25 protein-coding genes are annotated in these 24,414 nt (G+C 72.5%); 5 read left to right on the top strand and 20 right to left on the bottom strand.

What is annotated here, in order from left to right:
• Positions 1-25 precede the first annotated feature (25 nt).
• Positions 26-310, top strand: coding sequence for a PLD nuclease N-terminal domain-containing protein (locus U5C87_RS09165; protein WP_030195860.1), 285 nt, complete (start codon positions 26-28; stop codon positions 308-310).
• Between the two features lie 20 nt (positions 311-330).
• Positions 331-1,206 carry a 1,4-dihydroxy-2-naphthoate polyprenyltransferase gene (locus tag U5C87_RS09160; RefSeq protein WP_330476274.1) on the top strand — a complete coding sequence of 292 codons (876 nt, stop codon included), beginning with the start codon at positions 331-333 and terminating at the stop codon, positions 1,204-1,206.
• A 172-nt stretch (positions 1,207-1,378) separates the two neighbouring features.
• Here U5C87_RS09160 and U5C87_RS09155 read toward each other — a convergent pair whose 3' ends face one another.
• The 7 genes from U5C87_RS09155 to U5C87_RS09125 form a co-directional block, all read right to left on the bottom strand.
• Positions 1,379-2,608: a flavin-containing monooxygenase gene (locus U5C87_RS09155; RefSeq protein WP_330476273.1), complete on the bottom strand. Its 1,230-nt coding sequence runs from the start codon at positions 2,606-2,608 to the stop codon at positions 1,379-1,381.
• A gap of 439 nt (positions 2,609-3,047) precedes the next feature.
• Positions 3,048-3,371, bottom strand: coding sequence for a DUF4229 domain-containing protein (locus tag U5C87_RS09150; RefSeq protein WP_330476272.1), 324 nt, complete (start codon positions 3,369-3,371; stop codon positions 3,048-3,050).
• Positions 3,372-3,373: 2 nt separating this feature from the next.
• Positions 3,374-4,372 (bottom strand): c-type cytochrome biogenesis protein CcsB, encoded by a 999-nt coding sequence (gene ccsB, locus U5C87_RS09145; RefSeq protein ID WP_330476271.1) that lies wholly within the window; start codon positions 4,370-4,372, stop codon positions 3,374-3,376.
• Positions 4,369-6,099, bottom strand: coding sequence for a cytochrome c biogenesis protein ResB (resB, locus tag U5C87_RS09140; RefSeq protein ID WP_330476270.1), 1,731 nt, complete (start codon positions 6,097-6,099; stop codon positions 4,369-4,371). The genes ccsB and resB overlap by 4 nt, the downstream gene beginning before the upstream one ends.
• A 1-nt stretch (position 6,100) precedes the next feature.
• Positions 6,101-6,844: a cytochrome c biogenesis CcdA family protein gene (locus U5C87_RS09135; protein ID WP_330476269.1), complete on the bottom strand. Its 744-nt coding sequence runs from the start codon at positions 6,842-6,844 to the stop codon at positions 6,101-6,103.
• 7 nt (positions 6,845-6,851) lie between these two features.
• Positions 6,852-7,466, bottom strand: a complete 615-nt coding sequence (locus U5C87_RS09130) for a TlpA family protein disulfide reductase (RefSeq protein ID WP_330476268.1) — start codon at positions 7,464-7,466, stop codon at positions 6,852-6,854.
• Entirely contained in the window at positions 7,466-8,134 is a 669-nt protein-coding gene (locus U5C87_RS09125; protein ID WP_330476267.1) for a histidine phosphatase family protein, read from the bottom strand. Before U5C87_RS09125 ends, U5C87_RS09130 begins: the two co-directional genes overlap by 1 nt.
• A 129-nt stretch (positions 8,135-8,263) precedes the next feature.
• Between U5C87_RS09125 and U5C87_RS09120 the strand changes: the two genes are divergently transcribed.
• Positions 8,264-8,881: a LysE family transporter gene (locus tag U5C87_RS09120; protein ID WP_330476266.1), complete on the top strand. Its 618-nt coding sequence runs from the start codon at positions 8,264-8,266 to the stop codon at positions 8,879-8,881.
• Positions 8,882-8,911: 30 nt separating this feature from the next.
• On the opposite strand, the gene U5C87_RS09115 is transcribed toward U5C87_RS09120, so the two are convergent.
• The 9 genes from U5C87_RS09115 to U5C87_RS09075 all read right to left on the bottom strand — a co-directional run bounded on the left by U5C87_RS09115 (position 8,912) and on the right by U5C87_RS09075 (position 17,822).
• A complete protein-coding gene (locus tag U5C87_RS09115) occupies positions 8,912-9,532 on the bottom strand; it encodes a hypothetical protein (protein WP_330476265.1) in 621 nt (206 codons plus the stop codon).
• 183 nt (positions 9,533-9,715) lie between these two features.
• Positions 9,716-11,053, bottom strand: a complete 1,338-nt coding sequence (gene hemL / locus U5C87_RS09110) for a glutamate-1-semialdehyde 2,1-aminomutase (protein WP_330476264.1) — start codon at positions 11,051-11,053, stop codon at positions 9,716-9,718.
• A gap of 129 nt (positions 11,054-11,182) precedes the next feature.
• The gene (locus U5C87_RS09105; protein WP_330476263.1) at positions 11,183-11,668 is read right to left on the bottom strand and encodes a MarR family winged helix-turn-helix transcriptional regulator; all 486 of its coding nucleotides are present in this window, start codon (positions 11,666-11,668) and stop codon (positions 11,183-11,185) included.
• 35 nt (positions 11,669-11,703) lie between these two features.
• Positions 11,704-12,669 (bottom strand): porphobilinogen synthase, encoded by a 966-nt coding sequence (gene hemB / locus U5C87_RS09100; protein ID WP_330476262.1) that lies wholly within the window; start codon positions 12,667-12,669, stop codon positions 11,704-11,706.
• 13 nt (positions 12,670-12,682) lie between these two features.
• Positions 12,683-14,332: a uroporphyrinogen-III synthase gene (locus U5C87_RS09095; RefSeq protein ID WP_330476261.1), complete on the bottom strand. Its 1,650-nt coding sequence runs from the start codon at positions 14,330-14,332 to the stop codon at positions 12,683-12,685.
• A complete protein-coding gene (gene hemC, locus U5C87_RS09090; RefSeq protein WP_330476260.1) occupies positions 14,329-15,297 on the bottom strand; it encodes a hydroxymethylbilane synthase in 969 nt (322 codons plus the stop codon). The genes U5C87_RS09095 and hemC overlap by 4 nt, the downstream gene beginning before the upstream one ends.
• The gene (gene hemA / locus U5C87_RS09085; protein ID WP_330476259.1) at positions 15,294-16,676 is read right to left on the bottom strand and encodes a glutamyl-tRNA reductase; all 1,383 of its coding nucleotides are present in this window, start codon (positions 16,674-16,676) and stop codon (positions 15,294-15,296) included. Before hemA ends, hemC begins: the two co-directional genes overlap by 4 nt.
• Positions 16,673-17,356 carry a redox-sensing transcriptional repressor Rex gene (locus U5C87_RS09080; RefSeq protein WP_030195790.1) on the bottom strand — a complete coding sequence of 228 codons (684 nt, stop codon included), beginning with the start codon at positions 17,354-17,356 and terminating at the stop codon, positions 16,673-16,675. Before U5C87_RS09080 ends, hemA begins: the two co-directional genes overlap by 4 nt.
• A gap of 157 nt (positions 17,357-17,513) precedes the next feature.
• Complete coding sequence (locus tag U5C87_RS09075) at positions 17,514-17,822, bottom strand: glutaredoxin family protein (protein ID WP_330476258.1); 309 nt, start codon at positions 17,820-17,822, stop codon at positions 17,514-17,516.
• Between the two features lie 146 nt (positions 17,823-17,968).
• On the opposite strand from U5C87_RS09075, the gene U5C87_RS09070 reads away from it, so the two are divergent.
• Together U5C87_RS09070 and U5C87_RS09065 are read left to right on the top strand one after the other, a co-directional pair.
• Positions 17,969-18,847 (top strand): RNA polymerase sigma factor, encoded by an 879-nt coding sequence (locus tag U5C87_RS09070; RefSeq protein WP_330476257.1) that lies wholly within the window; start codon positions 17,969-17,971, stop codon positions 18,845-18,847.
• A gap of 386 nt (positions 18,848-19,233) precedes the next feature.
• Complete coding sequence (locus tag U5C87_RS09065) at positions 19,234-20,481, top strand: DUF5667 domain-containing protein (RefSeq protein WP_330476256.1); 1,248 nt, start codon at positions 19,234-19,236, stop codon at positions 20,479-20,481.
• 23 nt (positions 20,482-20,504) lie between these two features.
• Here the strand turns inward: U5C87_RS09065 and U5C87_RS09060 are convergent, their stop codons facing one another.
• The 4 genes from U5C87_RS09060 to U5C87_RS09045 form a co-directional block, all read right to left on the bottom strand.
• On the bottom strand, positions 20,505-22,403 hold the full coding sequence (locus tag U5C87_RS09060) for a lysophospholipid acyltransferase family protein (RefSeq protein WP_330476255.1): 1,899 nt from the start codon (positions 22,401-22,403) through the stop codon (positions 20,505-20,507).
• Positions 22,400-23,446 (bottom strand): NAD-dependent epimerase/dehydratase family protein, encoded by a 1,047-nt coding sequence (locus U5C87_RS09055; RefSeq protein WP_330476254.1) that lies wholly within the window; start codon positions 23,444-23,446, stop codon positions 22,400-22,402. Before U5C87_RS09055 ends, U5C87_RS09060 begins: the two co-directional genes overlap by 4 nt.
• Positions 23,447-23,746: 300 nt before the next feature.
• A complete protein-coding gene (locus U5C87_RS09050; RefSeq protein WP_003792170.1) occupies positions 23,747-23,845 on the bottom strand; it encodes a 30S ribosomal protein bS22 in 99 nt (32 codons plus the stop codon).
• A gap of 246 nt (positions 23,846-24,091) precedes the next feature.
• Positions 24,092-24,292, bottom strand: coding sequence for a helix-turn-helix domain-containing protein (locus U5C87_RS09045; protein WP_030195773.1), 201 nt, complete (start codon positions 24,290-24,292; stop codon positions 24,092-24,094).
• Between the last annotated feature and the right edge of the window lie 122 nt (positions 24,293-24,414).

Here is a 24,414-nt window from a genome sequence, read left to right as displayed (position 1 = left end):
CCCACGCTCGTCGAAGGAGGTCGCCGTGCTGCGCGTCGTGCTCGTCGCCCTCGTGGTGTTCGCCTCGATCTACGCCTTCGTCGACTGCGTGCAGACCGACCGCCGCGTCGTGCGGACCATGCCCAAGCCGGTCTGGCTCGTCGCCGTGCTCGTGCCCGTCCTCGGCCCCGTCGGCTGGCTGCTCACCGGTCGCGCCAGCGCCCGGGGAGGGCCCGCGCCGCGTGGCCCGGGTCGCCGCCCGCAGAATCCGCGCGGGCCTCGTGGCCCGCTGGGACCCGACGACGACCCCGACTTCCTCCGCAAGCTGTAGAAGGACGCCCCCAGAACCTCATGGCCACCTTGTCCCAGTGGATCGAGGGCGCCCGCCCCCGCACGCTGCCCGCCGCCGTCTCCCCCATCCTCGTCGGCACCGGCGCCGCCTACCAGACCGGTCACATCGTCTGGGCGTATGCCGTCCTCGCCCTCGTCGTCGCCCTGGCCCTTCAGGTCGGGGTGAACTTCGCCAACGACTACTCCGACGGCATCCGGGGCACCGACGAGGTGCGCGTCGGGCCGGTGCGCCTCGTCGGCCAGCGCCTCGCCGCTCCCCGCTCGGTCAAGATCGCGGCCTTCGCGTGCTTCTTCTTCGCCGGCCTCGTGGGACTCGCGCTCGTCGCCCTGTCGGGGCTGTGGGTCATGATCCCGATCGGTGCGGCCGCCATCGTCGCCGCCTGGTACTACACCGGCGGCAAGCGCCCGTACGGCTACCTCGGCCTCGGCGAGGTCTTCGTCTTCGTCTTCTTCGGGCTCGTCGCGACGCTCGGCACCATGGCCACAATGACCCCGCCGACCGCGGCGGGGTGGTGGGGCGCGATCGGCGTCGGGGCCCTGGCCTCGGCGATCCTCGTCGCCAACAACCTGCGCGACATCCCGACCGACCGCGAGCACGGCAAGCGCACGCTCGCGGTGCGGATGGGCGAGTCCGGCACCAGGATCTTCTACGTCGTGCTCGTCGCCGTCGCCTTCGTCATGACGGGCCTGGCGTCGTTCACCTCGCCGTGGGCGCTGCTGGCCCTGCTGGCCGCGCCCCTCGTCATCCGGCCGATGCAGGCCGTCGTCGGGCGCGCCACCGGGCGCGGCCTCATCCCGGCGCTGGCCGGCACGGGCCAGTTCCAGCTCGCGTGGTCGCTGCTGCTCGCCGTCGGCCTCGCCCTCGGCCGCGCCTGACCTCCTCCTCGGCATGCGGGACCTGCTCGACCTGCGGGGCCTGCGCGACCTGCTGACAGCCTGATCGGCTGTCCCCGGAGTCGAGTGGCCTCGTCGTCACTCCTGTCACACCAGAGCTGGTACGCGTGGGGCCGGGAGGCTACTCGACGGGGATCTCCGGGCGAGTGGTGTCTCAGGCCCGCATGCCCAGGCGGTCGGCGATGCGGGTCGCGGTGACGGCGGCGTCGGCCCCGACTCCGAAGAGCAGCGCCGAGGAGCGGCGCCGCAGGTAATGGACCCCGACGAAGTGCAGGTCCGGCGCCACCACGCTCTCGCCGTCGTCGTGCACCGGGAAGCCCTGCCCGTCGACGAGACCCGGGATCTCCACCCACGATGTGTAGTCGGGCCGGAAGCCCGCGGCCACGAGCACCGACCCGAGCTCGCGCACCGGCACGGACTCGATGCCGGGCCGGCCGAGTGGCGCCGGGTCGGGCAGGTCGGGAGGCTCGACGCCCTGCCGGGCACAGACGCCGAGGACGAGGCCGCGGAGGAGCCGGTAGCCGTCGTCGCCGGCGGCGACCGATGCCTCGAGGTCGGGCGCAAGGCGTACGACCCCGTCGTCGGCCCCGACGAGGTGGCCGCCGAGCCGCACCCCGAGGGCGGCGAGCGTGCGGTAGTTGAGGTCGTGCCCGCCGGCGGCGCCGCTCAGCTGCGGGTTGGCCCCGAGCCGCGCGGCCTCCGTCGGCAGGTCCTCGACGCGCTGGTCGAAGAACGGCGAGTCGAGCAGCCACTCGAAGACGTCACGGTCACCAGCACGTCGCGGGAACCACGGCGCACGCCCGCACGCCATGACCACCTCGCGCCCGGCTAAGACGAGCTCCTCGGCGACCTGGCAGGCGCTCTGGCCGCTGCCGACGACGAGGACCGGTCCGTCCGGCAGGGAGCCGGGGTTGCGGTAGCCGGTGAGGTCGACGACCGGGAGCCCCGCGGGCAGGCTCGCGGCCGCGGGTGGCCGGTGTGGGCGCTGGTAGGCCCCGGTCGAGAGGACGACGACACGGCTGACGACGGTGCCCGAGTCGATCTCGAGCGTGAACCCGCCGCCGTCACGCTGCTCCAGTCGGCGCACGGGGCAGCCGGAGCGCACCGGGGCGCGCAGCCGACCGGCCCAGGCGTCGAGGTGCCCGGCGATCTCGGTGCGGCCCATGAAGCCCAGCGGATCGTCCCCGGCATACGGCGCCCCCGGAAGTCGCACGGTGTGGTTCTGTCCGACGAGGGTGAAGCTGTCCCACCGGCGAAGCCACGCCGATCCCGGCACATCGGCCTCAAGGACGACGTGCTCGACGCCGCGCTGCTCGAACTCGTGGCTCGTCGCGAGACCGGCCTGGCCGGCCCCGATGACGACGACGTCGATCTCCTCGGCCACCCGTCCACCGTGACACCTGGGCCCGTCAGCGTCAGCCGAATCCCTCAGGCCGGGTGCACGTATGCCGTCACGCCCGCTCCCCGGGCCTCACCAAGACCCATCCGCACCCACTCCCCTCCCGTCGAGTGAGCGCCCAGCCCCACGCGCACCACCCACTCGCGAGACGCGAGACACGCAGCGCTCACTCGACGCACGACCAACGTCAGTCGAGTGAGCAGCCAGCCCCACGCGTACCGGCCCCTCGTGGGACACGAGAGACGCAGCGCTCACTCGACAAATGCCACGGGCAGCCCCCGGACAGTCGAGTGAGCGCCCCGCCCCACGCGCACCACCCACTCGTGGGACACGAGAGACGCAGCGCTCACTCGACTAACCCGGCCCCACGCGTACCACGCGCGGGTGGGGCTGGAGTGACGACGAGGTCACTCGACGTGAAGGTTCAGCGGTCGGCGTTGCGGGGGTCCTCGGCTGCGGCGCCCGTGGCGTCGACGTCACGCACGGGGCGCTCGTCCTCGGCGTCCTCGGCGAACTCGTCGCTCGTCGGGTCGACCTGCTGCTTGGCCTCGAGCTTGGCCTCGTGGCGATCGACGAGCTTGGCCGTGATCTCGTCGCGCATGCCGCGCAGCAGGATGTAGGAGGCCGCGGCCGACGCGAGGGCCGACGCCCCGAGCAGGAGCACCGGGTTGTCGCGCAGCCCGATGAGCCAGAAGAGGAAGAGGAACCCGAAGAAGATCAGGATCCGCAGGAGCGAGTAGCGGACCACGGTCACATCCCCGAGTAGTTGTGCATGCCCACGAACGTCGACACGAGGTTGACCAGGGTGAAGTTGATGATGACGGCGACGTAACCGGCCAGCGCGATGTACATCGACCGGCGGTGGTCGACGCCCGCCGTGGCGCGGCTGTGCATGTAGGCGGCGTAGACCGTCCAGATGACGAAGGTCCAGACCTCCTTGGGGTCCCACTGCCAGTAGGCGCCCCAAGCCTGCTTGGCCCAGATGGCTCCTGCGATGAGCGTGAACGTCCAGAGGATGAAGGCGACCATGTTGAGGCTGTAGGCCGTGCGCTCGAGCGAGGCGGACGTCGGCAGCGACTCGATGAAGCTGGGCTTGGCCGGCGGCTTCTCCTCGCGGCGCAGCCGCACGAGGTAGAGCAGGCCGACCGCGAACGCGAGAGTGAAGAAGGCGACCGCGAGGAAGGCGACCGAGACGTGGATGCCCAGCCAGTAGGACTTCAGGGCCGGCATGAGCTCGCCGGCCTCGGTGTAGAGGACGGTGAGCGCGAGGCCGAGCACGAGCAGGATCGGCGTGACGATGAAGACGCCGAGCCACTGCCAGTTGTTGCGCTTGGCGAGCACGCTGTAGGCAGCGCCCACCGCAGCCGCCGCAGCGGTCGCGAACTCGAACATGTTGCCCCACGGCGGCCGGCCGACGGCCAGGCCCCGCATGAGCACCGACGCCACGAGGAGCGCGGACGCGAGGTAGGTCAGCATCAGCGCGATGCTGCCGCGCTGGCGGCTCTTGAGGCTCTCCTCGAACCCGGGCCCGGCGGCGTACGGCGTGGCCGGGCGGCGCTCGGTCGTCGAGGGCGCGCCGGCGCCGACGAGGACGCTCTCGCGCTTGGTCGCGGCGACGTCGGCCGGCTGCCTGGAGTCGGCCACCTTGGGGGCGCGCGCCGCCAGGTGCCACGTGAAGGCGAGCATGGCGAGCGTGTAGACGATCATCGACGCGTAGAGCGCGGCGTTGGCGTTGGCTGCGAGGTTCACGAGTGGTCGGTCCGTTCTGCAAGGCGGTCGGTCACGCCGGTCGTGATCGCGGTGACGATCGCGGCGAGGCCGGGGTCGGAGTCCTTCGAGAGGCCACCGATGGTGACCACGGTAGCCGGTCGCCCGTCGGCGCCGGGAGGGCTGTCAAGGGTGCCGTCCAGGGTGCTGGCGGCGCCGTGACCGGTGTCACCCGGCGGGCCGTCGGCTGCGGTCGCGGGGCGCACCCGCACGAAGACGCGGCGGCGCTTGATGGTGAGGCCGAGGATGAGGCCGAGCGTGGCGAGGATCGCGCTGACGAGGCTGATCGGGGCGCCGGGGTCGGTGCGCACCGACAGGCCGGCGAACCGCTTGACGCTGTCGAAGGTGATCGAGCCCCGGCCGCCGGGCAGCTCCTTGGTCTGTCCGGGCTTGAGGCGGAACAGAGCCGGCGAGCCGTTGGACTGCAGCACCTGCTTCATCTGCTCGGTGTTGAGCGTGTAGACCGACTGGGGGGCGCCGCCCGGGAAGAGGTTGCCCTCCCACAGCGACATCGCGATCTCCGGGTTGTTCGCATCCGGGAAGAGCGACACCGGGCCGTTGGCGAAGGTCGGCTCGGCCGTCGGCAGGAAGAAGCCGGTGAAGCCCAGCTGCTTGGGCGAGGCCGACGGCACCTTGATGACGCCGACGGACCGGTAGTTCGGGTCCTGCGGGAGGAACGGGGTGGCCTCGCGGTAGAGCACGTTGCCCTTGGCGTCCCGCACCGTGATGACGGGCGTGTAGCCGTTGCCGAGCAGGAAGATGTCGGCGCCGTCGACGGTGATCGGGTGGTTGACCGAGACGTTCTCGTCGGTCTTGGGCGCGCCGGGCGAGCTCTGGAGCGTCGTCTGCGCGTCGAAGAGGCGCGGCTTGCCGAAGTCGCGGCCGGGCATCTCGTTGAACTCGACGTGGAGCTTGTCGAGCGACAAGACGAAGGGCGGCAGCGTCTCGGTGTCGACCCACGGGCCGGGCGAGATCGTGTTGTAGGTGCCGGCCGACGACGCGAACTTGTCGCCCTCGGCGAGGATGATGTCGCCGCGCCAGCCGAACAGGTGCCCGACGGCCATGCCGATGATGATGCCGGTCAGGGCCAGGTGGAAGAGCAGGTTGCCGGTCTCGCGGAGGTAGCCGGACTCGGCTGACACGCTAGTGCCGTCGTGCGAGTGCAGGCGGAAACGCTTGCGCTTCAAGACGGCCCGCGCCGCCTCGAGGGCCTCGTCGGGCGAGAGGGTGGTCGTGAGCTCGGTGTGCTCGTCGAGTCGCTTGAGCCGTGCGGGTGCCCGGGGCGGGGTCGAGCGCAGGGCCTGCAGGTGCACCTTGGTGCGCGGCACGATGCAGCCGACGAGCGAGACGAAGAGCAGCAGGTAGATCGCCGAGAACCACGGTGAGGCGTAGACGTCGAAGAAGCCGAGCCGGTCGAGCCACGGCGAGCTCGTCGGGTTCTGGGCGATGTAGTCGGCGACCCGGCCGGCGTCGATGTTGCGCTGCGGGAAGATCGAGCCGGGCACGGCCGCGATCGACAGGAGCAGCAGCAGGAAGAGCGCGGTGCGCATGCTGGTCAGCTGGCGCCAGCCCCACCGGAGCATGCCGAGGGCGCCGAGCGTGGGCAGGGTGGGCTCCTGCCGCTCGGGTCGCATCCCCTTGCGTATGCCACGGGCGTCCTTGGTCCCCGCAGCGTCCTGGGCGGTGGTCGGGTCGGTGTCGGTGCTCATGTCAGATCGCCACCTGGAAGCCGTTGACGAGGCGCACCTGGATCCAGACGATGACGTCCTCCCAGACCCCGGTCAGCATGAGCAGGCCCACCGCGACGAGGAGCAGGCCGCCGACGTTCTGCAGGGCGCGGCGGTGCCGGCGCAGCCAGGCGCTCGCGCTGCCGGCGCGCTCCCAGAGGGCGGCCATGAGGACGAAGGGCAGCCCGAGGCCGATCGAGTAGATCCCGGCGAGCGCGAGGCCGCGGACGATCGAGCCGGACTCGGCCGAGATCGGCGCGGCCATGGCCTGGATCGCGCCGAGCGTCGGGCCCATGCATGGCGACCAGCCGACGGCGAAGGCCGCTCCGAGCAGGGGAGCCCCGGCGAGACCGGCACGCGGTCGCCAGCTGACCGGCACGGCATACGACCGGCCGACGCCGAGGAAGAGCAGGCCCATGACGAGGACGACCGCCCCACCGATGCGCAGCAGCGCGCTCTGGTGCTCCCGGAAGGCCAGGCCGACGGCTGAGACGGCCGCGGCGGCGACGAGGAAGACGACCGTGAAGCCGAGGACGAAGAGCAGCGCCCCGACGACGAGCCGACCCCGCGACCGCTTCTCGAGCGAGACGTCGGACAGGCCGGTGACGTAGCCGAGGAAGCCCGGCACGAGGGGCAGCACGCACGGCGAGGCGAACGAGACGAAGCCGGCGACGAGCGCGACGAGCGCCGCCGCGAGGAGCGACCCGGTGGCGAGGTCGGTACCCACGCCAGCCTCAGGCCTTCTCGGCGAGGACGTCGTCGATGAGCCCGAGCAGCGTCGTGGTCGACACCGGACCGGAGACGCGGGCCGCGATGCGGGCCTCGCTGTCGAGGACGAGGGTCGTCGGGGTGGCGGACGCCTTGCCCTGCAGCGCGAGGATCGGGACGCCCCCGTCGTAGGCGAGCGAGGGGTAGGTCACCTTGTTGGCGGTCTGGAACGCGAGGCCGGTCTCGGGGCCCTCGAGCTTGTCGAGGCCGATGAACTCGACCTTCTTGCCCTTGGCCTGGACCGACTCCCACGCCTTCTGCAGGTCGGGCGTCTCCTTGATGCACGGCGGGCACCAGGAGCCCCAGACGTTGACGACGAGGACCGTGCCGGCGCGGTCGGCGCTGCTCCACGGCTTGCCCTCGAGGGTCGTGCCCTCGAGCTTCACGGGCTCGCCGCGGTCGGTCACGGGCAGCTGCTCGATCGAGCCGTCACCGGCGACGTAGCCCTTGCGGTCACCCGAGCGGGCCTGGTCCGCAACGGAGTTGGGGTCGGACGAGCAGGCCGCCGCAAACGTCACGAGGCCTCCGGCCATGGCGACAGCGCCCCACCGCAGCGCGGTGCGTCGGTCGAGGTGGTCCATCAGGCGCCCACGCTCCTGCTCGCCCGGGCGAGCAGCTCGGCGGCCGGCTCGGAGTACGTGATGGAGGCGAGCTCGTCGCCGTGGTAGGTCAGGGAGGTCAGCGACGCGAGGGTGCACTCCCGCTTGCGGGGGTCGTGCCACAGGCGCCGGCCCTCGAGCTTGTTGCGGACGGTCCACACGGGCAGCTGGTGGCTCACGACGACGGCCTCGTGACCGCGCGCCGCGTCGCGGGCGTCGGCGATGGCCGCGAGCATGCGCACCGCGATCTGCTCGTAGGGCTCGCCCCACGAGGGCTTGGTGATGTCGGTGAACAGGTGCCAGTTGCGCGGGTGGAGCAGGTCGAGCTTGCTGACCGTGCGCCCCTCGAACTGGTTCTCGGACTCGATGACGCGCACGTCGGTGGTGATCGTCACCTCGTGGTCGGCGGCGATCGGGGCCGCCGTCTCCTGAGCCCGGTCGAGCGGGGAGGCGACGACGTGCGTGATGTCGTTGGTCTCGAGGTGGGCCGCGACGAGGCGCGCCATCTCGTTCCCGAGCTCCGAGAGGTGGAAGCCGTCGAGGCGGCCGTAGAGCACGCCCCCGGGGTTGTGGACCTCGCCGTGCCGCATGAGGTGCACGACCGTGAGGTCGTCGGCGCCCGGCGCCGCCCCGCTCGTGCTCTCACCCATGGTCGACAGTCTCTCAAACGTCGTGCTCAGGACCGAATCCGCACCCGAGCCTGTGCACCCCCTGTGACGTGCGACGACGTCGGTGGAACGGCCGGCACCTCCCGACCGGCCCGACCTACACTCCGGGACGTGTCATGGTCCCTGTGGCTGACGCTCGTCGCGACGGGCGCGCTCATCTCCCTCACGCCCGGCGCCGGGGCGGTCAACACGATGGCCACCTCGCTCGGCTCCGGGTGGTCCCGCTCGATCTGGGGCATCCTCGGTCAGCAGGTCGCGCTGCTCACCCACCTGGTCGTCGTCGCCGCTGGGGTCGGGGTGCTCGTCGCCGGCTCCCCCGTGCTCTTCAACGTCATCCGGTATGCCGGTGCCGCCTACCTCGTCTACCTCGGCGTGCGCCAGTTCCGTTCGAAGGCCGCCGCGACTCGGGTCGGCGAGCTCCAGCGCGAGCCGGCGTGGTCGATGTTCCGCCGGGGCCTGCTCGTCAACCTCACGAACCCCAAGGCCGTCGTCTTCTTCCTCGCCTTCACCCCGCAGTTCATCCGGCCGGATCAGCCGCTGCTGCCGCAGTACGCCGTGCTCGCCGCGACGATCGTCGCCATCGACGTCATCGTCATGTGGTTCTTCTTCGCCGCGGCGGCACGCGGGCTCGGGCGGCTGACCCAGCGAGAGTCGGGCCAGCGCACCCTGAACCGCGTCTTCGGCGGACTGTTCGTCGGCGTCGGCGTGCTCCTCGCCGCCGTCCACTAGGGCACAGCCGGCTGGAGGGGCTCGGACGACTCAGACGAGCTCGGGCACGTCGAGGTGCGCGATGGCGAGGGAGAACTCGCCGAGCTCGGTGACCCTCATGCCGGTCTGCTGCACGAGGTCGGCCCGCAGTCCCATCGCCGCGTTGCGCGTCGCCATCATCGCCTCGGGCGAGTCGTAGGTCACCGTGAGGCAGGACCGCCCGGCAGCTCGGTCCACGAAAAGGCTTGCGCTGCAGAAGCCCTCAAGCTGCTCGACCTTCGGCATGATGCCGTCGCGGAAGGCGTCGATGACGCTGTCGACCATCGCGGGGTCGGCCTCGGACCACGTGATCCGGGCGCAGCAGCCGTCGGCAACCCGGTGGTCGCGGTGGAGGTAGGCGATCTCCCACTCGTCGACCGTCGCCTCCCCGCCGAGGAGGTCCGCCGCCTGCTGGCGCATCGGCATGACGCTGCTGGCGGTGGCACGCATCGCGGACTCGTCACGCCAGGCCGTCGTGACGATGCACCGGCCGGTGACGCGGTCGGCGACCATCGAGAGGCCGACACAGCCGTCCATCGCCCTGACCTGCGGCATCACCACGTCCTGGATGTGCGCGATGCCCGTCTCGATCATGCCGGGACGGCCCATGACCGTCGTGGAGCGTGCGTGCACGACCCCACCTCCTCGGTTCGGGGCGGCACCCCGACGGCGCCGCCGTCACCGACCAGCCTCCTCCCCGCACGGGCGGGCGGCAATGCCCGAGCACGTATGCCGTGTGGCCGCGCCCGTGCGCGCCGTTCGAGGTGATCGCGGTGGGCACACAGGCAGCGCGACCACCTCGAACGGGCCGGTGGCTCAGTCGGGCGTGGCGGCGGCGCGGGCTGCGGCCGGCAGCGCCGCGATCACGTGATCGACGGCCTCGTCGTCGTGCGAGGCCGAGACGAACCACGACTCGAAGGCGCTCGGCGGCAGGTGCACGCCCTGGCTCAGCATCGAGTGGAAGAACCGGCGGAAGGCGCTGGTGTCCTGGTCCTTGGCGTCGTCGTAGCTGCTCACGGCGCCGTCGCGGAAGAAGACGGAGAACATCGAGCCGGCCCACTGGATCGTGTGCGGCACGGACGCCGCGGACAGCTCGGCGGCGACGGCGTCAGCGATGGCGTGCGAGACGACGTCGAGCCGGGCGTAGACCTCCGGGGTGCAGCCCTGCAACGTCGCGAGGCCGGCGGCCGAGGCGACGGGGTTACCGGACAGGGTGCCGGCCTGGTAGACGGGGCCCTGCGGCGCGAGCAGCGCCATGACGTCGGCGCGACCGCCGAAGGCCGCGGTCGGGAAACCGCCACCCATCACCTTGCCGAAGGTGAAGAGGTCGGGTGCGCCCGCGGCATACGGCCCCTCGAGGCCATAGAAGCCGGACGCGCTGCAGCGGAAGCCGGTCATCACCTCGTCGGAGACGAGCAGCGCGCCGTGCGCCTTGGTGATGCGCAGCAGGCCCTCGGTGAAGCCGGGCGCCGGCGGGACGACGCCCATGTTGCCGGCCGCGGCCTCGGTGATGACGGCCGCGATCTCGTGCCCGCGCTCGGCGAACGCCGCCTCGAGGGCCGGCAGGTCGTTGTAGGGCAGGACGATCGTCTCGCCGGCGCTCGAGCGCGGGACGCCGGCGGAGTCGGGCAGGGCGAAGGTCGCGACGCCCGAGCCGGCCGAGGCCAGCAGCGCGTCGACGTGGCCGTGGTAGCAGCCGGCGAACTTCACGACGACGTCGCGCCCGGTGAAGCCACGGGCGAGGCGGATGGCCGACATCGTCGCCTCGGTGCCCGAGTTGACGAGGCGGACCTGCTCGACCGGCTCGACGCGGGCGACGATCTCCTCGGCGAGGCGCACCTCGTTCTCGCTGGGCGTGCCGAACGAGAAGCCCTTGGCGGCAGCCTCGGTCACGGCCGCGAGGACGTCCGGGTGCGCGTGCCCGAGGATCATCGGGCCCCAGGAGCAGATGAGGTCGACGTAGCGCTTGCCGTCGGCGTCGGTGAGCCAGGGCCCGGACCCGCTCGCCATGAAGCGCGGCGTGCCACCGACCGCGCGGAAGGCACGCACCGGGGAGTTCACGCCGCCGGGGATCACCTCGCTGGCGCGCGCGAGGAGCGCTGCGGACGCGGGTGCGTCGGAGGCGGTCTGGACGGGAGGCGGCTGCGAGCTCATGGGCACCATTGTCGCTGCCCGCGGCGACCCGCCCGACGCCACCCCGTGCGGTTGCCGTCGCGGACGCGCGACGCGTCCGCACGTCCGGGCCGCAACCACCCGGCACACGCCATCGGTCGGGGACGCTTCTCAGCGGCCGCTGGCGCTTGTCGGGTCGAGGTGGTCGCGCACGATGGCCATGGCGTCGCCGATCGCGGTGAACTGGGCCGGGCTCATGATGTCGACGAGGTTGTCGCGCACGCTCTCGACGTGGACGCGCGCGATGTCGTCGACGGCCGCGAGCCCGCCCGAGGTCAGCACGAGCTCGACGCCGCGCTTGTCGTCGGCGCACTGCTCGCGGGTGACCCAGCCACGGTCCTCGAGCCGCTTGGCCGTGTGCGTGAGGCGGCTGCGCGACTGGACGACCATCGCTGCGAGCTCGCTCATCCGCAGCCGGTGGTTCGCGCTCTCGGAGAGCATGGAGATGATCTCGTACTCGCTGAGCTGCAGCCCTGCGTCGCCGAGCGCGTCGTCGAGCGCACGCTCGAGCAGCCTCGTGCCGCGCAGGATGGCCCGCCACGACGCCTGCTCGGCATCACTGAGCCACCGCACGCCGTCGTCCCCTGTACCTGACATGTCAACCTCCTGCGGTTGCACAGATGGTAGTGCCGTCAGGCGGTCCATTCGGTCACGTCGAGCGCGAAGTAGGTCAGCACGACCTGCGCACCGGCGCGGCGGATCGAGATGAGCGACTCGATCGCCGCCGCCTGCAGGTCGATCCAGCCGTTGGCCGCGGCCGCGTGGATCATGGAGTACTCCCCCGACACCTGGTAGGCCGCGACCGGCACCGAGGCGCGCTCGGCGGCCGCCGCGACGACGTCGAGGTAGGACATCGCGGGCTTGACCATCACCATGTCGGCGCCCTCGGCGATGTCGAGGTCGATCTCGCGCAGCGACTCCACGACGTTGGCCGGGTCCTGCTGGTAGGTGCGGCGGTCACCCTGCAGGCTCGACTGGACGGCCTCGCGGAAGGGGCCGAAGAACGCCGAGGCGTACTTGGCGGCATACGCGAGGATCACGGTGTCGGTGAAGCCCTCGGCGTCGAGCGCCTCACGGATGACGGCGACCTGGCCGTCCATCATCCCCGAGGGCGCGACGACGTGGGCACCGGCGCGGGCCTGGGCGACCGCCATCTCGGCGTAGAGGAGGTTGGTCGCGTCGTTGTCGACCCGGCCGCGCTCGTCGATCACGCCGCAGTGACCGTGGTCGGTGAACTCGTCCAGGCACGTGTCGGCCATGACGACGAGGTCGTCACCGACGGCGTCGCGGACCGCGCGGAGCGCGACGTTGAGGATGCCGTCGGGGTCGACGGCGCCGCTGCCCGTGGCGTCCTTGTGCTGGGGCACGCCGAAGAGCATGATCCCGCCGACGCCGGCCGCGACGCAGCGGTGCGCGACCTCCACGACGCTCTCGAGCGTGTGCTGGTCGACGCCGGGCATGCTCGTGATCGGGCGCGGCTCGGTGATGCCCTCGGCGACGAAGACCGGCAGCACGAGGTCACGCGGGTGCAGCCGGGTCTCGGCGACGAGCGAGCGCAGGACGGGGTTCTGGCGCAGGCGACGAGGACGCTCGATCATCGGACGCTCCTCCTCAGCGGGCGCGGCGGCGCGAGGCCGGACGCTTGTCGCTGGGACGCTGCACGGGCTGTCCCGCCTCGGCAGCGGAGACGGCGAGGCCGACGCCGTGGCCGGCGAGGGCGTCGACGAGGCTGAGGGCCGAGGCCTCCGGCGCGAGGACGTCGACGCGGAGCCCGTGCTCCTGCGCGGTCTTGGCCGTGGCCGGACCGATGCAGGCGACCACCGTCGCGGCGTGCGGCTTCCCGGCGATGCCGACGAGGTTGCGCACCGTCGAGCTCGACGTGAAGAGCACGGCGTCGTAGTCGCCGCCCTTGATGGCGTCGCGGATCGACGCGGCCGGCGGCGCGGCGCGCACGGTGCGGTAGGCGGTGACGTCGTCGACCTCCCAGCCCATGTCGCGCAGCCCGGCGACGAGCGTCTCGGTGGCGATGTCGGCGCGCGGCAGCAGGACGCGGTTGATCGGGTCGAGCATCTCGTCGAACTCGGGCCACGACTCGAGCAGACCGGCCGCCGACTGCTCACCGGCAGGCACGAGGTCGGGGTTGATGCCCCACTCGCGCAGGGCGGCGGCGGTGACGCCACCGACCGCGGCGACCTTGAGGCCGGCGAAGGCGCGGGCGTCGAGCCCGAACTCCTCGAAGCGCTCGCGCACGGCACGCACGGCGTTGACCGACGTGAAGCCGATCCACTCGTAGCGGCCGGTGACGAGGCCCTTGACGGCCTTCTCCATCTGCTGCGGGGTGCGAGGCGGCTCGACCGAGATGGTCGGCACGACGTCCGCGGTGGCGCCGTAGCCGGCGAGCCGCTCGACCATCGAGCCGGCCTGGGCCTGGGTGCGGGGCACGAGGACCTTCCAGCCGAAGAGCGGCTTGGACTCGAACCACGAGAACTCGTCGCGCAGGGCGACGTTGGGCGAGACGACGGCGAGCGAGACCTCGAGCGGCTCCTTGCCGGCGAAGACCGCGTCGGCCTCGCCGAGGCTCGTCGCGACGGAGGACTGGCGCACCGTGGTGCCGTGGGCCGACAGGGCGACGAGCGAGTCGGCGGGTCGACCGGCGGCGAGCAGCGCGGCGAGGGCGGTGCGGATGCCGTCGGTGCCACCGAGGAGCACGAGGGTGTCGGTGTCGGCGGCGTAGGCCGACCAGTCGATGCCCGAGCGGTCGACACCGACGACGTGCACGGCGCCGGTCGACTTCGACGTCAGGGGCACACCGGCGTACGTCGGCCCGGCGGTCAGGGCGGAGACGCCCGGGACCACGTCGTAGGTGATGCCGGCCTTGCGGCAGGCGCGCACCTCCTCGACGAGGCCGTTGAAGGTCGCGGGGTCGCCGTCCATGAGGCGCACGACGAGACCGCCCGGAGCCACGGACTTGGCCGCCTTGACGACGAGCTTGGCCCGGACGGCGTGCGTGAGCTCCTGGCCCTGCTCGCCGTGGCCGGCGTCGATGATCTCGACGTCGGGACGGGTGTGCTCGAGCACGACGTCGTCGCGGGCGATGCGGTCGAGCACCACGACGTCGGCGGCCGCGAGCAGGTCACGACCGCGCAGCGTCATCAGGCCGGGGTCGCCCGGGCCGGAGCCGACGAAGGCGACCCGCGCCGGCGTCGTGGCGTGGGTGGGAGTCGAGTCCGTCTGCTCTGACGGCTGGCGGGAAGGAGTCACGAAACTTGCTCCGGTTGGTGTGGGGCGTGGTCTGGGACAGGTCCAGCTGACGTGGCGACCTGGAGGTCGGCGGCGCCGTCCTCCAGCAGGATCCGGGCGAGCCGCGAGCCGAGGTCCTCCGGCTCGTCGTAGGGCCCGACGAGCGAGCGGCGCAGCTCGACCGAGCCGTCCTCGCTGCCGGCGAAGGCGCGCAGCGACAGCTCGAGGCCGTCGTCACCCTCGACGACCTCGGCGAGCGCGCCGACGGGGGCGGTGCACCCGGCCTCGAGCGTCGCGAGCAGCGAGCGCTCGGCGACGACGCAGGCACGGGTGTCGGGGTCGTCGAGCACCGAGACCGCGGCCACGACGTCGTCGCGGTCGGAGCGGCACTCGACGGCCAGGGCTCCCTGCCCGGGGGCGGGCAGCACCTGGATGGGGTCGATGATCTCGGTGGCCTCGCCGAGGCGGCCGAGGCGGGCGAGACCCGCCCGAGCCAGGACGACGGCGTCGAGCGCACCGGAGGAGACGAATCCGATTCTCGTGTCGACGTTTCCGCGGATCGGCCGGATCTCGACACCGAGCCCGAGCGCGGCGATCTGGGCCGTGCGGCGGGGCGAGCCGGTGCCGATGACCGAGCCGGCGGGCAGCTCGCCGAGCGTCAGGCCGTCGCGGGCCACGAGCACGTCGCGGCTGTCCTCGCGCACCGGGACGGCAGCGATGACGAGACCCGGCTCGGGAGCCGTCGGGAGGTCCTTGAGCGAGTGGACGGCGACGTCGATGCGGCCGTCGAGCAGCGCCCGGCGGATGGCCGCGGCGAAGACGCCCGTGCCGCCGATGGCGGTGAGCAGCTCGCCGGACACGTCGCCCTCGGTCGTGATCTCGACGATCTCGACCTCGTGGCCGGCCTCGCGCAGGCGGTCGGCCACCCAGCCGGACTGGGTGGTGGCGAGGGCCGAGCGGCGCGTGCCGAGGCGCAGGGCGGTCATGGCTGGGCCCGCTTCGGGGGCGTGGACACGTTGGCGACGTCCTTGGGCTCGAGGTCGAACAGCTCGCGCAGGGCCGCGGCGTAGTCGTCGCCGCTGCCCTCCATGGCGAACTCCTTGACGCGCATCGTCGGCGTGTGGAGCAGCTTCTCGACGATGCGGTGCACGGCGAGACCCACCTCGGCGCGGGTGGTCTCGTCGAGACCCGGCAGGCGCTGGTCGAGGCGGTCCATCTCGGTGGCGACGAGGTCGGCGGCCCGTGCGCGCAGCGCGGCCACCGTCGGGGCGACGGACTTCTCCATCCGGCGCGTCAGGTAGTCGGCGACCTCACCGGTGACGAGCTCGCGGACCCGGACGACCTGTGTCGTGTCGGCGCGGCCCTCGAGGAGCAGCCCGAGCGCCTGGAGGTCGACGAGGGTGACGCCGGGCACGGGCTCGGACCAGGAGTCGACGGGCTCGACGTCGCGCGGGAGGGCGAGGTCGACGACGACCTGCGGGCGACCGTCGCGGCGGGCTGCGCTCTCGGCGAGCATCTCGGCCGTGATGACGTGCCCGACGGCGCCGGTGCAGGTGATGACGAGGTCGCTCTCGGCGAGGACGTCGGGCAGCTGGTCCCACGGGCGGGCCGTGCCGCTGGTCGTCGCGGCGAGGCGCTCGGCGCGCTCGGGCGTGCGGTTGACGATCGTGAGCGACTCGACGCCCTGGCGACGCGCCGTGGCGGCGGCCAGGCCGCTCATCCCGCCGGCGCCGACGACGGCCGTGGAGGCCCCGACGAGCGGGCCGAGCACGGCGGTGGCCTCCTCGAGCGCGATCTGCACCAGCGAGACGCTGTGCTGGTCGATGTCGGTCTCGGCGTGCGCCCGCTTGCCGACGCGCAGTGCGCCCTGGAAGAGGGCGTTGAGCGACTCGCCGACCTGGCCGCGCCCCTGCGCCCCGGCGAGGGAGTCGCGCATCTGGCCGAGGATCTGGGCCTCGCCGACAGCCATCGAGTCGAGCCCGCAGGCCACGGTGAACGCGTGGGCCACGGCGGCGTCGTCGTAGCGGACGTAGAGGTGGTCGGCGAGCGCCTCGGCGCGGGCGGCGAGCGCGTCGGCCGGGTCGCCCGGCGGCAGGTCGGCGACCGGACGCGCGCCCTCGGGCTCCTCGATGCCGGCAGCGATCGCGAGCGCCTCGCCGATGGCCGCGACGGCGGGGTGGAAGGCCGGGACGGAGGCGTAGACCTCGAGGCGGTTGCACGTCGAGAGCACGACGGCCTCGGTGGCAGTGGCCGAGCTGAGCACCGAGGAGGCGATGGCCTCGGCCCGGTCGGGACGCTCGGAGAGCGCCTCCAGCACCGAGAGCGGTGCGGTGTGGTGGGACAGGCCGATGACGAGCAGGCTCACGGGACCACCACCGCCGAACGGAGGGCGCCCGCCGCGAGCGACTTGCGCTGGGCGTGGAAGGCCAGGATCTGCAGCTCCGTCGAGAGGTCGACACGGCGTACGTCCACGCCGCTGGGCACGGACAGCACGGCCGGTGCGAAGTTGAGGATCGAGCTGATGCCGGCGCCGACGAGGGCGTCGCAGACGGCCTGGGCGGCCGGCGCGGGCGTCGCGATGACGCCGATGGCGATCGGGTCGACGGCGTGGTGGGCGCTCAGCTCGGCGAGCGGGCGGATCGCCACCCCGACGACGCGTTCGTCGGCGAGCGCCGGGTCGTCGTCGTAGAGCCCGACGATGCGGAATCCCTTGGTGACGAAGCCGGAGTAAGAGGCGAGCGCGTGGCCGAGGTTGCCCATGCCGACGATGGCGACCGGCCAGTCCTCGGTCAGGCCGAGGGCCCGGGAGATCTCGAGGGCGAGCGTCTCGACGTCGTAGCCGACGCCGCGGACGCCGTAGGAGCCGAGGTGGCTGAGGTCCTTGCGCAGCTGCGCGGAGCGCACCCCGACCTCGGCGGCCAGCTCCTCGGACGAGACCGACAGGACGCCGTCCTCAGCGAGGCGGGAGAGCGTTCGGAGGTACTCGGGGAGCCGCGCGACGGTTGCGTCGGGGATCTCGCGACGCAGTGCAGGGTCGGCGGACACTCTTGCTCACCGGCTCCTCTCAAAAGAGGCGTTTCTCCCCGGACGCGGAGCACGTGGGGACCAGTTCAGGCTAGACGTTTGTGAACCCATGCACAAAGTTGACTTCGGCGGCCTACCACGGCATGGGACGCACCCCGGAGGCAGGTCACCCGAAGGCTCAGCTCAGGGCGGCGCGGAGGCGGGCCTCGTCGACCCGCCAGAAGTCGTGGCGCCGCCCGTCGACGAAGGTCACGGGGATCTGCTCGGCGTAGCGGCACAGCAGCTCCGGGTCGTCGTCGACGGACTGCTCCTGCCAGCCGACACCCAGCTCACCGGCCACCCGGGCGACGACGGCGCGCGCCTCGTCGCACAGGTGGCAGCCGGGACGGCCCAGCAGGACCACGCGAGGGGGCGACGACGGATCGGCACCGCCTGAGACCCCTGGGGGCGGCTCGCTGGAAGGACCCGTGGGCTGGTCACTGCTCATGACTCCACTGTAGGCAGCGCCCCGCGTCCTGACCCCCTCCTCCTCCGGCCGTATGCGTCGGGTGGGCCACCAGTCGTAGGCGTCGGGTGGGCCACAAAAGGTCGTGGAGGTCCCATGTCGTCGCGCATTCAGACAGACTGTCCCCGATGCGCGCGAACAGGACGCCGGGCCACCGGCACCGACCTGTCACCGCACCGGGAACGAGCCCGGCGCGAGTGCCGTTCGGCGCTGCCCGCACAGGTGTCACGCACGTCGCGCCCGGCGCCCTCCAGCTCGCTCTCCCGGCCCTCGTTCTCCCCGGCCTCGCCGCCGCCCCCGGACTCGCCCACCGGCCCGTGCTGCCCACGTGGCGCTCGGCGTTCGACGCCGTCTGGGCCGCCCTGGCCAACGAGGGCGCCGAGGGCGCCGAGCTCACCCGGGCCGGGCCGTCCTCCCCCGGCGCCGGACCGCGGCGCCACCCCGAGCGCGACGCCGACGAGCAGGCCCGCATCGCGGCCCTCGTCGAGCTCGCCCAGCGCGGCGACAAAGAGGCGTTCGCGCAGCTCTACGACGTCTACGTCGACACGGTCTTCCGCTACGTCCTCGTCCGCGTCGCCAACCGCACCCTGGCCGAGGACCTCACGTCCGAGACCTTCCTGCGGGCGATGCGCCGGATCGACTCGTTCACCTGGCAGGGCAAGGACATCGCGGCCTGGTTCGTCACCATCGCGCGCAACCTCATCGCGGACCACGTGAAGTCGGCGAAGTTCCGCTTCGAGGTCGCGACCGCCGACATGCGCGACGCCGACGAGCGCGTCGACGCCCCCGACACCGAGGTGCTGACGCGGCTGCGCGACGAGCGGCTCGTCTCGGCGATCCGCGAGCTCGGCTCGGACCAGGCCGAGTGCATCACCCTGCGCTTCCTCCAGGGGCTCAGCCTCGCCGACACGGCACGGGTCCTCGGCAAGTCCGAGGGCGCGGTCAAGCAGCTGCAGCTGCGGGCGACGCGCGCCCTGCGCAAGGCCCTGGACGGAGTCGAGCTGTGATCCGCGTAACCCCACCGGCACCCGCGTCGTTCTCACGACGTAGGGACGGCGCGTGTGGGCCCGCCCCGACGCTCGGAGCGCCGACCGGTGCCTCCGTGGAACGCGTGAACGCAGGTGGCGGGGTGGCAGCGACGACGGTGCTCCGGCCCCTGCGCGACGACCTGCACCACCCACCCCTCGCTGTGGACCGGGCCGCTCGCCGGCTCGTCGGCCGTGTCGTGCCCGAGGGCGTATGCCGTGTGGCGGGCGCTCATCGGCCGCCCGGCCAGGTGGGGAGACCCTTCCCGCCCTGACCGGCCCCCGGTGGCCAGACGCAGAACCCGACAGACGCAGAACCCGACAGACGCAACACAGAAACGATGGACGCGAGAGAGGAAGGAGGCGACATGGACCTCGGTGCGAACGCCGACGGCGAGCTGCTCCAGCGCGCCCTCGACGGCGAGCCCGTGTCCGAGCCGGGCATCCTCGAGCTCGTCGCCGTGCTCCACGCCGTCCAGGCCGTCGACCAGGCGGGCCTCGCGCCGCGCGCCGAGTTCGTCTCCGACCTGCGCGCCCGCCTGCTCGACGACGACGGCAGCGCGGCCGCCCCCGTCCCGCCGATCGCGCCCGTACCGCCGGGTGACGAGGGCTCCAGCGGCGCGTCGGTGTCGGTGCTGCGGGTCGCCGCCGGACCGCTCAAGCTCGTCGCCGCGGCAGCCGCCAGCATCCTCGTCATCGGTGGGGCCCTCGGGTTCGCATCCCGGTCGGCGGTGCCGGGCGACGTCCTCTACGGCGTCAAGCAGCTGCTCGACCGGGCGGCGATCCAGCTCGCGGGCTCCCGCTACGACGAGGGCCTGACCTACCTCGCCCAGGCGCAGGAGCACATCACCGAGGCGCGCGAGCTGCTCGACGGGGGCTCCCCGTCCACGCACGACCTCGACACGGCATACGACTCGGCGACCGACGCCGCGGGCCGCGCGCAGACGATCCTCATGGGGGTCTACCGCACGGAGCAGCGCGCCGACGCCCTGACCGAGCTCTCCGACTTCTACACGCGGGCCATCCCGCAGGTCGACGCGATGCGGCCACGCGTGCCGGCGCCGTCGCTGCCGGCCTGGCAACGCCTGCGAGACCTCTTGGGGGCCGGCGAGGTCGCCACCCTGCGGGGTCTGGCCGACTGCGGCACCTGCGGTGAGCGCGCGACGGCGGCGAGGCAGCTGCTCGCCGGGCTGACCGGGACGGTCACGCCCACGAGCCCGGGTAGCGGCACGTCCGCCCCGGGCACCGGCGTGTCCGGGACCGGCGCGGGCGCGACACGGCCCACCTCAGCACCACGCCCGACCACCACCTCGGCCGGCGGTGGCCAGCCCGGCGTCGGCATCACGGGCGCGGTGACGCTCCCCGGTGGCACCGTCAACCTGCCCGGCGTCGGGCTGAACAGCTCGAGCGTGGGCGTCGGAGGCGGCGGCGTCACCCTGCCGGGTGCCACGGTCAGCCTGCCGGGCGTCGGAGTCACGTCGTCGACCATCGGGGTCGGCGGTGGCGGGGTCACCCTGCCCGGCGCGACGATCCCGCTGCCGTCGGTGACGCTCGGGGTCCCCACCCTGCCGACGAAGCTCGCGCCCACCAAGATCCTGCCGACGCTGCTGCCCTGACCCGCCTGAGCGGGCCGGCCCCGTCAGAGGAAGACGGACTTGCGCTGCATGAGCAGGCTGTAGAGCGTCTGCTGGATCGTCTCGCGCACCTGGTCGGTGAGGTCGAAGACGAGCATCGGGTCGTCGGCCGCGTCGGGGCCGAAGCTCGTGGTCTCGATGGGCGGCCCGAACTCGATGAGCCACTTGCTCGGCAGCGGCACCATCCCGAGCGGCCCGAGCAGCGGGAACGTCGGCGTGATCGGGGCGTACGGCAGCCCGAGCAGGCGCGCGACGGCCGGCATGTTGCCGAGGATCGGGTAGATCTCCTCGGCGCCGACGATCGACACGGGCACGATCGGCACGCCGGCGCGCAGAGCCGCGGAGACGAAGCCGCCGCGACCGAAGCGCTGCAGCTTGTAGCGCTCGCTGAACGGCTTGCCGACGCCCTTGAAGCCCTCGGGCCAGACGCCGACGAGCGCGCCGCTGCCGAGCAGGCGCTCGGCGTCGGAGTTCGCTGCGAGGGTCGTGCCCGAGCGCCGCGCCATGGTGCCGACGAACGGCATCTGGAAGACGAGGTCGGCGCCGAGCATCCGCAGGTGGCGGTGGCGCGGGTGCTCGTCGTAGACGGCCACCTGGGTCATGAGCGAGTCCATGGCGATGGTGCCCGAGTGGTTGCCCACGACGAGCGCGCCGCCCTCGTCGGGGATGTTCTCGATGCCACGCACCTCGACGCGGAACCACTTCTTGTAGAAGGGCCGCAGCAGCGGCAGGTGCACGTTGACGGTGTAGTCCTCGTCGAAGCCGAACTCGTCGACGACGTAGTCGCCGGTCAGCCGGCGGCGCAGGTAGGCGAGCGTCTCGGCGACCTGGCGCTCGGCCTCCTCGGCGGGCACCCCGGCCGAGGTCGCGGCGGCGCGCAGGACGTTGACGGCCAGCTCGACGAGCTCGGTCGGGCCGGGCCGCGACTCCGAGGAGAACTCGGCGCCCTCGAGCACGGCGCCGACGAGCTTCTCCGCGCGCGACTGCAGTCCGGACGTGAGCGCGTGCTCGCGCCCCCTCCCCTCCGAGGCCTGCGTATGCCGTGTGCCCGGGTCCGCGACGTGGGTGTCGTCGGCCGACGTGGTCGTCTCCACCGCGGGGACCGCGCGAAGGCGGGTCGGCTCACCGTTGGCCGTGCGGCGCGTCGAGCGCATCGAGGCCCGGCTGGGCCGGCGGGGCGGGGTGGGCTCGGCCGGCAGGGCGTCCGACGGCTCGTCCGAGTCGGTGAGCCCGGGGGTCTCGACGGTCTCGACGGTCTCGACGGGCTTGGCCGGCTCTCGGGACTCGGGTCCGGCCGTCTCACGTCCGGGCGTGGCCGGCGCACGGCGCTCGGCGGTCTCGGGCTCCGTCGGGCCCTCGGTCACGGCAGCCACGACGACCTCGTCGGCGGACGGGGGCGCACCGACGGCCGTCCGTCGGGCCGCGCTGAGCTCGACCGGTGCCGTCGGGAGGAGGGGCGTGCCGCTGCGGCGCCGGCGCTCCCCCGAGGCCCGGGCCGCCCCCGCGGCGAACGCGCCTCGCGCGGGTCGGGCAGCCGTCGTCGTCGCCGAGGTCGCTGCGGTCGCCGAGGTCGCTGCGGTCGCTGAGGTCGCCGCCTGCTCCTGCGGGGCCGGCTTCGTCGGCGCGCTCGTGCCCGTCCGCGGCTTCTTCTTGCTGGCTGACGAGGGCTTCGTCGTCGCCTGCTTCTTCGGCGTCTTCGCAGCGGCCTTCGTGGCGGCCGCCTTCTTCGCGGTGGACTTCTTCGCGGTGGGCTTCTTCGCGGTGGACTTCTTCGCGGTTGACTTCTTGGACGTCGCGGCCTTGCGGGCGGCCGGCTTCTGCGCGGCAGCGGCGGTCGTCCCGGCCTCCGGCGTCCCGTCGGCGGGGGTCTGCTGCGCGGCGGCCTTGCTGGGGTCGGCGGTCACGGCTGGATCCTGTCGAAGACTCGGGAGAGCGCTGCGGCGGTGCCGCCCGCGGCGTCGCTGACGACCTCGCCGACACCCTCGACCCCCGGCACGGCGGGACGCAGGTGGCGGGCGTAGTCCTCGAACGCCTCCCGGGTCGTGAAGTGCGGCTCGAACTCGAGCACCGAGCGCATCCGGGCCGTGTCGAGGCCTCGACCGAAGGCGAGGAAGGTCAGCTGGTCGGAGGAGAAGTCCGCGAAGCCGCTGCGCCGGACGATGTTGCCGATGACGCCGGCGGCCTGCAGCGGCACCGGGACGACGGGGCGTCGGGCGATCGCCGTGCACTGGGTGACGGTGAGGAAGCCGTCGCCCGCGACGTTGACGATGCCGGCGGGCGGCCCGGTGGTCGCGAGGATCATGGCCGCCGTCGCGTCGTCCTCGTGGACGAACTGGAAGCGGGCGTCGTAGCCGAGCGGGATGGGCACGAGCGGCAGCGCGAAGTAGTCGGTGATGGCGGTGTGGATGCTCGGCCCGACGACGTTGGCCAGGCGCAGCATCGTGATCTCGACGTCGGGACGCCGCCGGGAAAAGCCGCGGACGTAGCCCTCGACCTCGACGGAGTCCTTGCCGAAGCCGGTGCGCGGCAGGGTCTTGGGGTTCATGTCCTCCGTGAACATCGCGGGGTCGCGCGGGGACGAGCCGTAGACGGCCGCGGAGGACTTCACGACGAGGCGCTTGACCGACTCGGACTTCTGGCACGCAGCGAGCAGCTGCATCGTGCCGATGACGTTGATCTCCTTCTGCGTCACCCGCCCGCCCGTGTCCTTGGGGGTCGCGATGACGTTCATGTGCACGACCGTGTCGACCTCGGCCTGGGCCATGATCCGACCGATCATCGGGTTGCGGATGTCGGCCCGCACGAACTCGGCGCGACCGATCGAGTGCTTGGGGGGCACGACGTCGACCCCGAGGATCCGCTCGATGGACGGGTCGGTCGACAACCGTCGCGCGTAGAGACCACCGAGGTAGCGAGACACCCCCGTGACCAGGACGACCTTGGCCATCGGCTCCTCCTGTCGTCGGTCGGTGCGGACACGTCGTGCTCGTGACCGGCCCTGACGCGCTGAGGCGTTCGAGCGGCACTCGCCTGCGGAGGAGACCTCGTTCCCCCGCCCTCGCAGCCTACCTAGACCGTGCCCGGTTCGTACCGGGGCGACCTCCGCCGACGACGGATGTGTCGAGCCTCTCGCCGCGGGACCCGTGCTGACGGCCGGCCGCACCCTCCCCCGGAGACGCGAACGACCCCCACCGAGGGTGAGGGTCGAGAGCGTGCGGACGGAGCCGCGGGACCTGAGCTGGTCAGGTCACTTCTTGTTGCGGCGCTGGTGGCGCGTCTTGCGCAGCAGCTTGCGGTGCTTCTTCTTGGCCATCCGCTTGCGGCGCTTCTTGATGACAGAACCCATGTTTGTCCTTGTCGTGAGTCTTGAGACGTGTCCTTGAACTGAGCTGGTGCCGACCTGCGTCGACACCCCCGGAGAAGGGTAGGTCGAACTTCACGAGCCGAACAGGGTTCACAGACTAGCGTGTGCCCCGCCTCTATCCCAAAAGCGCGGGCCCCTGCTCACCGGCCCCGTCCAGCTGCGAATGCCGAAGGGGCGGCCGGACCAGGTGGTCGTGGCCGCCCCTTCGGATGCGTCGTGACGCTGCAGTCACGCGGTGTCGATGAAGGACGTCTCCAGGTACTTGTGAACCGCATCCTCCGGAACCCGGAAGGAGCGGCCGACGCGTACGGCCGGAAGGTCTCCGCCGTGGACGAGTCGGTAGACGGTCATCTTCGACACTCGCATGATCGAGGCGACCTCGGCGACGGTCAGAAACCGCACCTCGGCGAGCTGGCGCTCATTCGACATGTGTTACCCCGATCTTCAGGTGGGCTGCACCCGCGCGCCGACGGCTTCCCCTCCGACGAAACTTCACGCAGGTGCAAGAAGCAACATTAGGGGCAGATGTGACTGGAGGGGAAGCGATCGAC

The organism is Terrabacter sp. C0L_2 (assembly GCF_036352015.1).
GTDB lineage: Bacteria > Actinomycetota > Actinomycetes > Actinomycetales > Dermatophilaceae > Terrabacter > Terrabacter tumescens.
The sequence above is the reverse complement of the archived record's forward strand: the minus strand, read 5'-3'. Positions and strand labels throughout refer to the sequence as shown.